The 14,048-nt window shown below is 59.6% G+C and carries 10 protein-coding genes and 2 pseudogenes; 6 read left to right on the top strand and 6 right to left on the bottom strand.

The window, feature by feature from the left end:
* Positions 1–4 precede the first annotated feature (4 nt).
* The 3 genes and pseudogenes from ACLRDN_RS02995 to ACLRDN_RS02985 all read left to right on the top strand — a co-directional run bounded on the left by ACLRDN_RS02995 (position 5) and on the right by ACLRDN_RS02985 (position 4,936).
* Positions 5–631: a hypothetical protein gene (locus ACLRDN_RS02995; RefSeq protein WP_413458911.1), complete on the top strand. Its 627-nt coding sequence runs from the start codon at positions 5–7 to the stop codon at positions 629–631.
* A 51-nt stretch (positions 632–682) separates the two neighbouring features.
* Positions 683–3,222 (top strand): annotated as a pseudogene (locus ACLRDN_RS02990) (putative bifunctional diguanylate cyclase/phosphodiesterase).
* A gap of 67 nt (positions 3,223–3,289) precedes the next feature.
* On the top strand, positions 3,290–4,936 hold the full coding sequence (locus tag ACLRDN_RS02985; RefSeq protein ID WP_413458910.1) for a methyl-accepting chemotaxis protein: 1,647 nt from the start codon (positions 3,290–3,292) through the stop codon (positions 4,934–4,936).
* Between the two features lie 19 nt (positions 4,937–4,955).
* Here the strand turns inward: ACLRDN_RS02985 and ACLRDN_RS02980 are convergent, their stop codons facing one another.
* Positions 4,956–5,882: a LysR family transcriptional regulator gene (locus ACLRDN_RS02980; RefSeq protein ID WP_413458909.1), complete on the bottom strand. Its 927-nt coding sequence runs from the start codon at positions 5,880–5,882 to the stop codon at positions 4,956–4,958.
* Between ACLRDN_RS02980 and ACLRDN_RS02975 the strand changes: the two genes are divergently transcribed.
* Positions 5,800–6,048, top strand: a complete 249-nt coding sequence (locus ACLRDN_RS02975) for a hypothetical protein (RefSeq protein ID WP_413460456.1) — start codon at positions 5,800–5,802, stop codon at positions 6,046–6,048. The two genes, ACLRDN_RS02980 and ACLRDN_RS02975, sit on opposite strands and share 83 nt — an antisense overlap.
* 14 nt (positions 6,049–6,062) lie before the next feature.
* Here ACLRDN_RS02975 and ACLRDN_RS02970 read toward each other — a convergent pair whose 3' ends face one another.
* Positions 6,063–7,238, bottom strand: a complete 1,176-nt coding sequence (locus tag ACLRDN_RS02970) for an FAD binding domain-containing protein (RefSeq protein ID WP_413458908.1) — start codon at positions 7,236–7,238, stop codon at positions 6,063–6,065.
* Between the two features lie 404 nt (positions 7,239–7,642).
* On the opposite strand from ACLRDN_RS02970, the pseudogene ACLRDN_RS02965 reads away from it, so the two are divergent.
* Positions 7,643–8,565 (top strand): annotated as a pseudogene (locus ACLRDN_RS02965) (formylglycine-generating enzyme family protein).
* A gap of 149 nt (positions 8,566–8,714) precedes the next feature.
* Here ACLRDN_RS02965 and ACLRDN_RS02960 read toward each other — a convergent pair.
* The 3 genes from ACLRDN_RS02960 to ACLRDN_RS02950 form a co-directional block, all read right to left on the bottom strand.
* Positions 8,715–9,743, bottom strand: coding sequence for a methionine synthase (locus ACLRDN_RS02960; protein ID WP_413458907.1), 1,029 nt, complete (start codon positions 9,741–9,743; stop codon positions 8,715–8,717).
* Positions 9,744–9,769: 26 nt separating this feature from the next.
* Entirely contained in the window at positions 9,770–10,753 is a 984-nt protein-coding gene (locus tag ACLRDN_RS02955; RefSeq protein ID WP_413458906.1) for a DUF1852 domain-containing protein, read from the bottom strand.
* A 236-nt stretch (positions 10,754–10,989) separates the two neighbouring features.
* Positions 10,990–11,205: a hypothetical protein gene (locus tag ACLRDN_RS02950; RefSeq protein ID WP_413458905.1), complete on the bottom strand. Its 216-nt coding sequence runs from the start codon at positions 11,203–11,205 to the stop codon at positions 10,990–10,992.
* A gap of 409 nt (positions 11,206–11,614) precedes the next feature.
* Between ACLRDN_RS02950 and ACLRDN_RS02945 the strand changes: the two genes are divergently transcribed.
* On the top strand, positions 11,615–12,367 hold the full coding sequence (locus tag ACLRDN_RS02945) for a GAF domain-containing protein (protein WP_413458904.1): 753 nt from the start codon (positions 11,615–11,617) through the stop codon (positions 12,365–12,367).
* A 111-nt stretch (positions 12,368–12,478) separates the two neighbouring features.
* Here ACLRDN_RS02945 and ACLRDN_RS02940 read toward each other — a convergent pair whose 3' ends face one another.
* Positions 12,479–14,047 carry a methyl-accepting chemotaxis protein gene (locus ACLRDN_RS02940; protein ID WP_413458903.1) on the bottom strand — a complete coding sequence of 523 codons (1,569 nt, stop codon included), beginning with the start codon at positions 14,045–14,047 and terminating at the stop codon, positions 12,479–12,481.
* Position 14,048: the final 1 nt, after the last annotated feature.

Genomic DNA, 14,048 nt, shown 5'->3' with positions numbered 1-14,048 from the left:
TTCAATGCAAATCAACAATGAGTTCCGCACAGGGGCAAAAAACGCATTGGAAGCTGGCATGGACGGTGTCGAGATCCACGCAGCCAATGGCTATTTACCCCAACAATTCCTGTCGTCACACGTCAACCGCCGCGACGACGAATTCGGAGGCAGTCTCGACAACCGCGCTCGCTTCCTGCGACTGGTCATCGAGGCTGTGCTCAAGGAAATGCCTGCGACACAGATCGGCGTGCGCCTCTCCCCGTTCGCGCTTTACAACAATGCCGTTGACGCTGATACCTACGCCACCTACGCATACGTCACCAAGATGCTCGATGGATACGGCATCGGCTATATCCACGCCGCCGATACCAACGCATGGGGTGGCAACAAGGATATGAGCCGCATGCTCGAGATCATCAGGCCCAATTTCGCCGGCATGCTCATCGCCAACGCCGGGCTATCGTTTGAAGAGGCCGAGCAACTCATCGTATCGGGCAAAGCAGACATGGCCGCGTTCGGTCGCCAATTCATCGCCAACCCGGACCTCGTCGCCCGTATCGCCCAAGGGGGACCATTCAACGAACCAGATCCCTTCACTTTCTACGGTGGTGACGAAATAGGCTATACGGATTATCCGGCATTGGCCTGATACCAGGCATCGCAGCACACATGCTCTTTCCACCTTGCTGGAGATGAATCGATGAATCGAACTGTACGCTGGCTCCTGCCAGCCCACATCACGCTAGATCGACCAGCTTACGCAAGTGCCTCTGGCAGCGGCCCCAACGTGGCGAGCAAGCTGCGCTGGCCACGGGCAAGACCGTTGCTGCGCAAGCTTGGCAGGACGAACTCCAAACCTGTTCCGGCCAGTGGAAAGACCGAGGCGTCTGCTGCAGCAACATCGTCGCAGCGCAATTCTCTGGAGAGCCTGCAGATCGCGCTTCAACAATTCGATCACCTGCACCCGCAACTTGCGCTCGCAAAAAACGATGATTTCCGCGGCTACCTGCAAGCACTCCTGCCCGGCATCGGAAAGAAACTGATGCGCGAGAACAGCAGCCCGATCGAATTCCTGAATGCGCTGCTGACGCATGCATTTCATGACGCCGCAAAAATTCTGGACGCTCACCTCTGCGCTGAGAGACGCCTGCTCGACCGTTATCGAAACTATTCCGAGCACATCTTCAGCTACACCCCCAACGGCCTGCTGGTCATGGACGCACAGTGCCGGATCCGTGCCGCCAATCCAGTCATGCGGCGCATCCTGGGCTTAAGCTCGGACGAGGATGCGGAGGGCGTTCCCCTGAGCAGCTTGTTCAACGTCCCGGCGCTGTATAGCGCAGCCAGCGATGTCATCGGCACCGGCATCCCGCACCAGGGTATCAATCTGGTCGGCGAAGACGGACGGGAGCGCTGCGGCCACTATCAGTTCGGCCTATCGCGCTTCGACAACGGCGACGAGTACCTGCTGCTGCTGGTCGCACACGACATCTCCAGAGTACTCGAAGCAAAAGCAGCGCTTGCCGACAGCGAAGAGCGGTTTCGACTGTCCTTCCACCAGGCGGCGGTAGGCCTCGTGCACTTCGACGCCGCAGGCCGAATCCTGCGCAGCAATCAGAAACTGCAGCGTGTCCTGGGCTACGACGCACAGGAAATGCAGGCGATGAACCTGTGTGACCTCGCCGACCCGGCTCAGCGCTGCGACCACGACCGGATGACACAGCGCATCCTGGCGGGAGAAATTCAGGACTACGTCAGCGAAAAGCGCTATATCCGGAAAGATGGCCAGCACATATGGGGACAGGTGACGGTGTCGTCGATGCGAGAAAGCCATGGTGATATCCACTTCATTGCGGCCATAGAAGACATCACTGAACGAAAGACAGCGGAATCGATGATGCGGCATCTGGCCAGTCACGATGTTCTGACTGGCCTGCCAAACCGGGCACTGATGATGGACCGCCTGGCCACGGCAATCCATCACGCAAAGCGCACACGCCATAGCTTGGCAGTATTGTTCATTGACCTGGATCGTTTCAAGACCATCAACGACAGCCTCGGTCATGACGTAGGTGACCAGGTCATTGTCGAAGTAGCGCACCGGTTGCAACACTCCGTACGCGCAGGCGACACGGTAGCGCGGCTGGGGGGCGACGAATTCGTTGTTCTGCTGGTGGACGCCGGACAGCAGCAACACATTGGCGTCATTGCCGACAAGATTCTCTTTGCCATCTGCGAGCCCATGCTTCTGAGCGGCCACGAGCTCTTCTTGAGCGGCAGTATCGGAATCAGCATGTACGACCGCGATGGCGCCGACGGCATCACCCTGCTGAAGAACGCCGACACTGCCATGTACCAGGCAAAAAAGGGGGGAAAGCGTCGTTACACCTTCTACGTCAATGAGATGAGCCAGGATGCGTTGCACTTCCTGCGCATGGAAACATCACTGCGCCGCGCACTCGAACGGCGGGAGTTCCATCTGGTGTATCAACCGCAAGTCAATATCGCCAATGGCCAGATCATCGGCTTCGAAGCGCTGATTCGTTGGCAGCCCCCAGGTGAGCAGGTGATATCGCCGACAAATTCATCGCGCTGGCCGAAGAGACCGGGCTGATCGTTCCGATTGGCGAGTGGGTGCTCGACACAGCGTGCCGTCAACTCGTCGCCTGGCAGCAGGAGGGCTTGTGCCCGCAAGAGATCAAAATGTCGGTCAACCTCTCCGCCGTACAGTTCAGGCAAGCGGACATGGCAGAGACCGTGACCCGCGTTCTGGCATCCACAGGATGCCCTGCGCAATGCCTGGTTCTGGAGATTACCGAGAGCGTCATCATGGACTCTCCGGAATCCACCGTCATCATCCTGCATGCGCTCAGTGCGAAGGGGGTGAGGCTGGCCATGGATGACTTCGGCACCGGCTTCTCAAGTCTCAGCTATCTCAAACGATTCCCCATCCATACGCTCAAGATCGACCGCAGCTTCATCAGAGATATCTCGAGTGATTGCGACGATGCTGAAATCGTCAAGGCAGTCATCGCGATGGCGCATGCAATGAACAGGAACATCGTGGCAGAGGGCGTAGAGGATCGCGTTCAGCTGGATTTCTTGAGGAATCACGGCTGCGACCAGGCTCAGGGCTTCTATTTCGGCAAAGGGATGTCCGTGACAGAAGCAGCCGATCTGCTCGCGCGCCAACAGACACTTGCAACTACGGTGGCCCACAAGCGTCTTTGCATCGCTTGAACATTCACAGCCGCTCTGCTCGATGAGACCGGCTCACTCTGTCAATTCAATTTTTCCGGGAGTCATCATGGCCTTGCTTACCTTTCAACGAAAACTCTGGCTTCCACTGGTGGCCAGCCTCACCTGCATCTGCGCCATCTCGGTAGTCAACATTTTCGAAACAAGGACACTGCGCTATGAAGAGCGCCAGGCCGATCTTGCCAACGTCGACCAGGCAGCACTGAAAATCGTCGAAGGATTCGCACGAGATGCCGGGGCAGGCAAGATGACCCTCGAAGAGGCAAAGCTGCGGGCAAAATCGGTGTTGAATGACATCCGCTATGGCGAAGACGGCTACGTCGCCATCCTGGGCATGGATGCAACTGCCATCCAAAACCCTGGCGCGCCCCAAAATGACGGAAAAGACATGAGCGGATTCAAGGACCCTGCCGGTTTTCCGGTCTTCCAGGAGGTCGCCCGCATGGCGGGCTCCCCATCTGGCGAGGGCTTCATGCGATACCTTTGGGTCCGCCCTGGAAAAGACAGCGCCTCGGCAAAACTGAGCCGCATCGTCAGCTTCAAACCGTGGGGCTGGGCGTTGGTAGCGGGTCTTTATGTCGATGATATTGAGGAAGCGTTCTACTCATCGCTCAAGAGGACTGCCGGCATCATGGCCATCGTCAGTCTGCTGCTGTCGGCGATCATCATTGCGGTCAATCGCAGCCTCAACAAGGCACTGGGCGGCAGTCCCGAATATGCGGTGGCGGTAGCCATGAAAATTGCCGAGCAAGATCTCAGTCAAAAAGTATTGCTCCGTGACGGAGATTCCAGCAGCCTCCTTTATGCCATGTCGGTAATGCAAAGCAGTTTGGCGAAGATGATTGCCGCCGTCAGGAAAAGCACGGACACCATTGCCGCGGCCTCATCGCAAATCGCAACAGGGAATATGGACCTCTCGTCGAGAACAGAGACACAGGCCAGTTCCCTTGAGGAGACCGCAGCCTCCATGGAACAACTCACGCAAACGGTGTCGCAGAATGCTCAGCATGCACTGGACGCGAATTCTCTGGCAGTCACGGCCGCAGACATTGCACGGCGCGGAGGAGAGGCGATGCAAAAAGTCCATGGAACGATGCACGCAATCAACGCCAGCGCGACACGAATCGAAGCCATCATCTCTTCCATTGATGGCATCGCATTTCAGACCAACATATTGGCACTCAATGCTGCGGTAGAGGCCGCCCGAGCCGGTGAGCAGGGACGAGGATTCGCCGTAGTCGCCTCGGAAGTGCGCGTCCTGGCACAGCGTAGCGCTGCCGCTGCCAGAGAGATAAAAGGACTGATCGATGAGTCATCTACCAACATTGAGGCGGGTACAAAAATCGTTGACGAGGCCGGGAACACCATCAACGACGTCGTCCAGAGCGTCAATGAGGTCGCCGCAATGATGTCGGCCATCAGCAATTCGTCCAACGAACAGAAGACCGGAATCCACCACATCAACACGGCCGTCACGGAGATGGACTCAGTGACTCAGCAGAATGCTGCACTGGTTGAAGAGGCGGCCGCAGCAGCGGCGAGTCTGCGAGATCAGGCGTCTTCCTTGGCCGACATGGTCAGCCGATTCCAACTCGATGAATTCAGTGAAGCCGCACCGGCATCGTCTGGTGTGCGCAAGATCAAGATGCGAATGGAGCGAACTCTTGCGCACAACATGGCCTTGGCGACCCGTTGATCCGAATTGCCCGCGGCGGCTATTGCATCGTTGGCAGCGCGCCGTCGAGGACCTTCTTCAACACGGAGATGAAAGCCTGAACCTTCATGGCTTCGTCTCGATTGGGCTGATACATGGCATAGATACCCACCTCCATCGCCCCGGGGTTGGCCTCATAGTTCTGAAGAGCCCACACCAGACTCCCCTGCTCCACATCCCGCATCACCAACCAGTCCGGGAGCAGCGCAATACCCTGCCCTGACAGACAAGCCTGCCGCAGGAGCGCGGAATTGTTGACCGTCAGAGAGCCCTTGACGTCCACCACTTCCGGATCGGCCATGGGATCATCTTTGTGGACGAATCGCCATTGCTGCTGCTGAGCACCGTAGGCAAACATCAAGCAATCATGTTGTTGCAACTGGTCCGGCCTGATCAGCTCTCCAGCCGCAGCGAAATACGCCGGACTGGCGCAAAGTATGCGTCGGTGGCCGGCAAGGCGGCGGGCAGTGAGATTGGCGTAGTGACGCGGATCCCCTATGCGAATGGCGATATCGATGGATTCTTCCGCCAAGTCGCTGATGCCGTCGCTCAAGTGCAGATGGACCGATAATTTCGGGTACGTACTTTGCAATTCGAACAGCGCCGGCGCAAGGTAAGTGGTGCCAAAGGTGACTGGCGCAGAGATTTTGAGTCGCCCCTGTGGAACGCCCTGATGCGAGGTTGAATTCTCGGCCTCTTCTATCTGCTCCAAGAGGCTCACTACGTTATCGAAATAGAGACGTCCGCTATCTGTCAGCGTCACCGTGCGCGTTGAGCGATTGACCAGCTTGGTTCCTATGCGCGCTTCCAACGCATCGATCAGGCGAACCACTGAGGAAGGTGCCATGCCCAGATTGCGTGCTGCCGCAGAGAAGCCCCCTGTGCTCGCAACAACGGAAAAAGCTTTCAGCTCGGAGAACCTGTCCATAGTTGAGGCGTCGTCATGGTTTGAAATTCAATGCATTCAAGCAGGAGCAGCGCAGGCGTCAGCCTGTCTGCATGCCTGTTTGCAATATTCTAACGCCAAGCAGGCGCGGCCCGCAGTCGGCGTGGAAGAGCAGAAAGCCCGCATGCGCGAGCTTTCTGTTTCCTGATCAGGGGGAAGGCGTCAGGGATGATGAAACAGGAGCAGGTTTCCAGCCTCTATGCCTTGGCGGCGTAGCTGTTGGCCAAATTCAACCTGCGGCACTTCCCATTTTCCCAGCGCGGCATCGATGTCCGTGGGCGCAGCTTGCAATTGGTCAGCCAGGCTCAATGCGTTGGCGGCTGCCTTGAGCGTGCTTGCAGCAGTGTGCGGCCGCGGCAGGGATGCGGCATCGCCCAGCAGCACCACTCGCCCTGCAACCATCTTGCGCACTGCCAAATCGCGAATGGCCTGGACAAACGGCTCTCTGGTGACCTGGACAGCCTTTGCGAATGCCGGCGGGAGCAGGACCCCGGCCTCTTTCATCAAATGCTGCGTCCACTTCGGCGAAAGCTTTCCCTCAGGCACTGAATATGCTCGCCGCCTGCCCTCTCTATCGGTCATGACATCGGCCAGCGTACCGGCGCTGACGACCCGGTACCACACCCAGTTGTACAGTCTGTGTCCGGGCCATACGCTGTTGCCTTCCCCTGGAACGAGGTATCCGAGAATGTGGGACCCGGTGTTATTGGCAAATCCGAAATCCCCGTGCAGAAATTCACGCGTCGTCTCCGGCATCGATAGCTCAGGAATCAAACCTCGCCAGGCGACATATCCTGCATAGACGGGGATCTCGTCTGGCCAGAACTGGCGGCGCACGGTCGAATCGCCGCCATCGGCCCCCACCAACAGATCACCCGTTTCTTTCGTGCCGTCCGTGAATACCGCTGTCACCTTGCTTGAATTCTCATCCTGCTCGACGTGGGAGAGAACTTTTCCTTGATGATAATGCGCAAGTCCAAAGGCCGTCTTCAGGGTCACGTAGATGAATGACCAGGAGGTTTGAACCTGGGGAGCATAACGCTTGACCCGAACCGCACCATCCGGTTGCAACACAATTCTGTTGGTGGAACGAACACCCAAGGCAGCGGTCTCGATGTTCACGCCGATGCGTTTGAAGACTTCCACAACCTCAGGCTGGAGCACGATACCTCCGCCGCGACTGTCCAGGTCGCTCTCGGAGCGTTCATAGATATCAACGTCCCAACCGATATGCCGCAAGGTACTGGCGGCGAAAAGCCCGCCAAGGGAGCCGCCGATGACAATGGCACGGGGACGGGAGAAGGAACTGCCTGCTACCGGAAGAGATGGCTTGGTCATGATGTGGGTCCGCTGCTGGAAGGGGCCCACTATGACGGCATTATCTTGGGGTGAGAATACGGTCAATATCGCAAAGGCCTTTGCGCGCCGCGCAATGATTGGACGGCCCCACAGGCCATCCCCTGGCAACGATCGTTGCAGGAATGCCCCAGGTTCTCCGCCTTGCGCAAAACATTCCCCCCGTGGCTGCCAACCATGTCGTTTGCGATAGAATCGATTGCCATCCAGGGGGACTGGCGCGGGCGGCAACGAATCTGAAAATCTCGTTGCAACATCAACAGGGAAGCAGCAGCCGACATCGGGGGGATGACTTGAAACACGGCACCATCAGCTTGCTGGCGATATTGTTTTGCGTGACCGTCCACTCCGCGTTCGCCGGAGAAAACCCGCCACTACCGGCGACGATGGAAAACGCCATCGGCATGCAATTGGTCCTGATCCCGGCGGGAGAATTCATGATGGGCACCGATGAATCCCTCGCGTCGCTCAAACAAGCCTATCCGGATTTTGAAGAGCGCCGCCTGCGCGATCTCGACGATGAGCGGCCGCGACACAAGGTGCGCATCAGCCGTCCCTTTTATCTCGGCAAGCACCTGGTCACCGTTGGCCAGTTCGCCAGATTCGTGGCGCAGTCGGCTATGTTCCCGAATCCATCCGCGACCAGACGGGTGGCTATGGCTACAACCCCGCCTATGACCCTGAGAAGAACGAGCGCAAAGACGCCTTCGAGGGTCGCAACCCGCAATACAGCTGGAAGAATCCCGGCTTTCCCCAGGGCGACGACCACCCGGTGCTCAACGTCACCTGGAATGATGCACAAGCCCTGGCCGCATGGCTGAGCGAAAAAGAGAAGGCGCACTATCGTCTGCCCACGGAAGCCGAATGGGAATACGCCTGCCGCGCAGGCACTACCACGCGCTATCCCAATGGCGATGATCCCGAGGGCCTCAGCTTCATCGCCAATACCTTCGATGCCGACGCAGCGCCCAATTGGCCGCGCCTGGCGGGCCATGCGCTCAAGGGCCATGATGGTTTCGCCTTCACCTCCCCGGTCGGCAGTTTCCCGCCAAACGCCTTCGGGCTGCACGACATGGTAGGCAATGCATGGGAGTGGACCGCAGACTGGTATGGCGAAGACACCTACGCACGCTCGACAGCGGCTGACCCGCAGGGGCCGGCCAACGGTGAAACCAAAGTGCGGCGCGGGGGCTCCTGGCATACCTGGGCGCTGTATGCGCGATGTGCATACCGTAACTGGAATACCACCACTACGCGCTACACCCTGGTCGGGATCAGGCTGGTGAGGGATGCGGACGCCTCCCGCTGAACGACGCGTGCCTTCCTCGCAGACACTCTTCTGGTTGATACCGCGCGGAACACCGCGCAGCAAGGCACACCATCGAAAACAATGACCACCGCTTCAGGTGGTCATTTTGCTTTCAGCAGGTAAGGTTCACGTTGCAACTATCCCTGCAACTATCCCTGCAACTCACGCCGCACAATCTCCGCCCCCGCACTCAAGGCATTGAGCTTGCCCCGCGCCACTTCACGCGGCAGCGGCGCCATCCCGCAATTGGTACTCGGATAGAGCTGGTCCGCCGCCACGAACTGCAAAGCCCGGCGCAAGGTCGCTGCCACTTCCTCGGGCGTCTCGATGGCGTGATTGGCCACGTCGATGGCACCGACCATCACCTTCTTGCCGCGGATGAGTTCGATGAGGTCCATGGGCACGCGCGCGTTGTGGCATTCCAGCGAGACGATATCGATGTTGGATGCCTGCAGCTTCGGGAACGTCTCCTCATACTGGCGCCACTCGGAACCCAGCGTCTTCTTCCAGTCGGTGTTGGCCTTGATGCCGTAGCCATAGCAGATGTGCACGGCGGTCTCGCACTTGAGTCCCTCGATGGCACGCTCCAGCGTGGCCACACCCCAGTCGTTGACCTCGTCGAAGAAGACATTGAAGGCCGGCTCATCGAACTGGATGATGTCCACGCCCGCCGCCTCCAGCTCGCGTGCCTCCTGGTTGAGGATCACGGCAAACTCCCAGGCCAGTTTCTCGCGGCTCTTGTAGTGGCTGTCGTAGAGCGTGTCGATCATGGTCATGGGGCCGGGCAGCGCCCACTTGATCGGCTGATCGGTCTGGCTGCGCAGGAAGCGCGCATCCTCCACGAACACCGGCTTCTGGCGCGACACCGCTCCCACCACCGTGGGCACGCTGGCGTCATAGCGGTTGCGGATGCGCACCGTCTCGCGCCTGGCAAAATCCACGCCGTCGAGATGCTCGATGAAGGTGGTCACGAAATGCTGACGCGTCTGCTCGCCATCACTGACGATATCGATGCCGGCATGCTGCTGCTCCTGCAACGACAGGCGCAGCGCATCGCGCTTGGCATCGTACAGCTCCTCGCCTTGCAGCTTCCAGGGCGACCAGAGTTTTTCAGGCTCGGCCAGCCAGGCGGGTTTCGGCAGGCTGCCGGCGGTGGAGGTAGGCAAAAGTTTTTTCACGGTGGAGAACCTTGTGGGGTAAAAATTCAGTGGGCACCAGCGGCCGACCACTGCTCAAGAACGGCGCGGTACGGCTTGATGAAATGTTCTTCGGCGAAGCGTCCCTGCTGGACCGCCAGGCGGCTGCGTTCCTCGCGGTCATAGACGATGCGCGTGGTGGAATAGTCCTCGTTCTGCAGGCTGGGCTGGTAAGTTTTACCGGCAGCAGAATTGGCGTTGTAGATCTCCGGACGATAAATTTTCTGGAAAGTCTCCATCGTGCTGATGGTGCTGATCAACTCCAGGTTCGTGTAGTCGCGCAACAGGTCGCCGCTGAAGTAAAAGGCCAGCGGTGCGGCACTGTCGGGCGGCATGAAGTAGCGCACCGTCAGCCCCATCTTGGCGAAGTAGGCATCGGTGAGCGAGCTTTCATTCTGGAGATACTCCGCACCCAGCACCGGATGGACATTGCCGGTACGGTGGTAAATCTTGCTGCTGGCCACGCTCAGGCAGATCACGGGCGGCTTGCTGAAGTGCGCACGGTAGGCGTCCGAGGCCACAAAACGCTTGAACAGATTGCCATGCAGCTCGCCGAAATGGGGGGGCACGCTGAAGCCCGATTGCTGCCGGGTGTGTTCCAGCAGTACCACGCTGAAATCGTAATCGCGTACGTACGAAGAGAAATTGTTGCCCACGATCCCCTCGATGCGCTCGCCGGTCTGGCGATCGAGGATGCGGGTCTTGAGTACCTCGATGAGCGGCAGGGCCTGTGCGGTGTCCTGGCCCTCGATGCCCATCTCCACCGAAATGATCTCCAGCTCCACGGCGTAGCGGTCGGCCTTGGGATTGTCCCAGTGCGCCAGCGCATTGAAGCGGTTGTTGATCATGCGGAAGGTGTTGCGCAGGTTTGCCTGGCGCTCGGCACCTCGGGCCAGGTTGGCGAAGTTGGTGGTGATGCGCGTGTTGTCGGCGGGACGGTAGTCCTCGTCGAAACAGATGCTCTTGATGGCGAATGAGAAATCGTTGCTCATGATGTGTCGGCGCCCTTTGCGGTCAATGTTCTGGCCGAATTCTATGACGGACGATCCATGAATAAAAATGATTTGATCTCATCAATCAATGAGATTGACTCATACACGATCCATCCCTGCGCTGCGAGCAGGTAAAAAAAAGCCCCGCTTCTTGCGAAGCGGGGCTAACGCCTTCTCGGGGGGATGAGAAGGCGGGACAGCGATCCGGCGCGCCGATGCGCCGGAGCAGTTGCGTTCTATTCCTTGCCAGCCTCAGGCAGCAGGCCGAAAAAGTCGGCCATGTTGCCCTCGGTCCAATCCTTCACCAATGCGCCATCGCACCAGACCCGGTAGGCGTACCTGCGTTGCTCGTGGGCCGCGCCCAGCGGGCGGCTCTCGACGACGTAGGTCTTGCCGGCGACACAAATTTTCATTTGATGAGAAGGCGTCGCCACTTTTTCTCGCTTGCCCATGGCTTCCCTGGTGTTGCTTGCCCGACCGCCGCCGTGCCCGGTTTTCTGCGACGCATCAGGCCTTGCGGCTTGACCCAAGTCAGCTTCCCGTCAGAACAGCGGCACTTGTCCGACATCATTTCGCAATGGGCACTACAATGCCCGCTTGGTACAAACGCCAATACCTTCAACACAACGATGCCCACTTCCCGCAGCACGAGAAGCCATCGACAACAAGGATGGCGTAAGCTCCCCTCGCTACCGTACGGATATCTGCCTATTTCATATTTTGCACAGAGCAGCGCTAACGAAAAGTGAAAGATATTAAAAATGCTGACTTTCGTTGCATTTCTGCCATCTTTAAAATATTAAATATGTGAAATATAAAAATTTGTCCGCGCGCAGTTATACTTTTACAAGGATCAATCAAATGGGTCGCGCAGTACCCTCTGATGACAACCAAACACCCCCCAGCGACCCGGCGATGACCTCGCGGGAAGCAGCCCGGCTGCTGGGCGTGTCGATCACCACCGCCCAGATGTGGATGGAGAGCGGCATGCTGGCCTCCTGGAAGGCCCCGGGTGGCCACCGGCGCACCCGGCTGAGTTCGGTCATGACCTTGCTCGGCCATCGTGAAGTGAAACAACCCGAGCCCACGGCCGGCCCCGTCGTGCCCCAGATCGAAGTGCCTTATCCGGTCAGCGCGAATGAAGCCGAACGTGCCCGCTTCGTTGAACAGACAATGGAAGACACACATTCCGAGGCCCGCTTTCATCGCCTGACATGGCTCGCCAGCGAATTGCTGGACGTCCCCATTGCCCTGGTCACCTTCCTGACCTCGGAGCTGCAGATCTTCCGTGCGGCACATGGCCTGAACATCAGCTCCACGCCGCGCTCGTGGGCCTTCTGCAACTACGCCGTGATGCAGGAAGAGATCTTCACCGTCTCCGACGCCACCAAGGATCCGCGTTTCGTCAACAATCCCATGGTCACGGGCACGCCCTTCATCCGTTTCTATGCCGGCATCCGCCTGATGTACCAGGGCCGTGCTTTCGGCTCCCTGTGCGTCATCGATACCGAACCGCGCATCCTGCGCGCCCACGAACGGCAGGCACTCGAGGAGCTGGCGGCCCTGGCCACCGATATGCTCTCGCTGCAACTGCTGGAATCGGACCGGCCGTAAGCCCCGCGCCCCGGGCTGCCCGCAGACAGCCCGGCGCAGCACTACTGCGCGCGCGGGCCTCATGGGGCCATTCCCAGCCACGGCTCCGGCCCTCTGTCCCAGCAGCACGAATCAGCCCATCACCTGCGCCGACGGCGCCAGCTTGAAAGTCGAGACCAGCCGCGCCAGCGCGGCGGCCTGCGAGGTCAGTGCCTCGGCCGCAGCAGCGGCCTGCTCCACCAGCGCCGAGTTCTGCTGGGTGGCTTCATCCATGTGACCGATGGCATCGTTGACCTGCTCGATGCCCTCGCTCTGCTCGCGGCTGGACAGGCTGATTTCTGCAATCACGTCGGTCACCTTGCGCACGCTGGCCACGATCTCTTCCATGGTCTGCCCTGCGCCCTTGACCTGGCCGCTGCCGCTCTGAACCTTGGCCACCGAGGCGCCGATCAGCTCCTTGATCTCCTTGGCCGCTGCCGCGCTGCGCTGGGCCAGCGTGCGCACTTCCGAGGCCACCACCGCGAAGCCGCGGCCGCCCTCGCCGGCGCGCGCCGCTTCGACGGCCGCGTTCAAAGCCAGGATGTTGGTCTGGAAAGCGATGCCGTCGATCACGCTGATGATGTCCACGATCTTCACCGAGGATTGATGGATGTCTTCCATCGTTGCGACCACCTCGCCCATCATGTGGCCGCCCTTGACTGCGATACCCGAGGCCGAGGCCGCCAGCTCATTGGCCTGGGCGGCATTGGCCGCGCTCTGGCGCACGGCCGAGGTGATCTCTTCCATGGCGCTGGCGGTTTCTTCGAGCGAACTGGCCTGGCGTTCGGTGCGGGCCGACAGGTCGACATTGCCGGAGGCAATTTCCGACGAGGCGCGTTCGATCGCATCGGTCCCCTGGCGCACCTGTCCGACGATGACGGCCAGGCTGTCGCGCATCATGCGCAGGGCATGCAGCAGGCTGCTCTGGTCACCGCGGCGGGTGGCAACCTCCACGGCCAGGTCGCCATGCGCGATGCGCTGGGCGATGGCCATCGCATAGGCCGGCTCGCCGCCGAGCTGGCGCAGCAGGCCGCGCGTGATGGTGAAAGCCACCGCAACCGCAATGACGATCGCCACGGCAGCCAGCAAGGCGATGAGCCGCAAGGCGGCAGTGGCCGAATGCTCAGCGGCCACGCCGGCCTCGGTGCTCTGGCCGGCGATGTCGCCGATGAGCAGGTTGATGTCGGCCACGATCTTGCGGCGCAGGGGACTGCAGTCATTGACCAGGAAGTTGCGATAGGCCTCCATCGCCCCGCTCTCCCGGTATTGCCGCGGGCGCTTGAGTTCATCGGCCATCTGCAGCAGGCCCGTGCGCACCGGGGTGAAATGGGGATTGCCCGCCAGGCGCGATTCCAGCTTTTGCAGCTCGGCGAGATAGAGCGCCTTCTGTTCATCGACGATCTTCAGCTCGGTTTGCGCATCGGCGTCGCTGAGGAAGACGTAGGCATTGCGCGCCGCGATACCGGTCTGGTCCAGCGCCTCGCGGGCCACGTAGAGCGGCGCCAGGCTTTCGTTCTGGACTTCGTTGGCACGTTCGATGGAGTGGCGCAGGCCATTGATCCCGTACATGGCTACCGCCACCAACACCAGCATCATTACCAGCAAACTGGCGAACCCCAAGCTCAGCTTCACGCCGATCTTCATGTCTGACAAGGCCTTCATT

It is taken from the genome of Herbaspirillum huttiense, assembly GCF_047300815.1.
GTDB lineage: Bacteria > Pseudomonadota > Gammaproteobacteria > Burkholderiales > Burkholderiaceae_D > Herbaspirillum > Herbaspirillum huttiense_A.
Note: the sequence above shows the minus strand (reverse complement) of the source record. Positions and strands in the feature narration are given on the sequence as shown.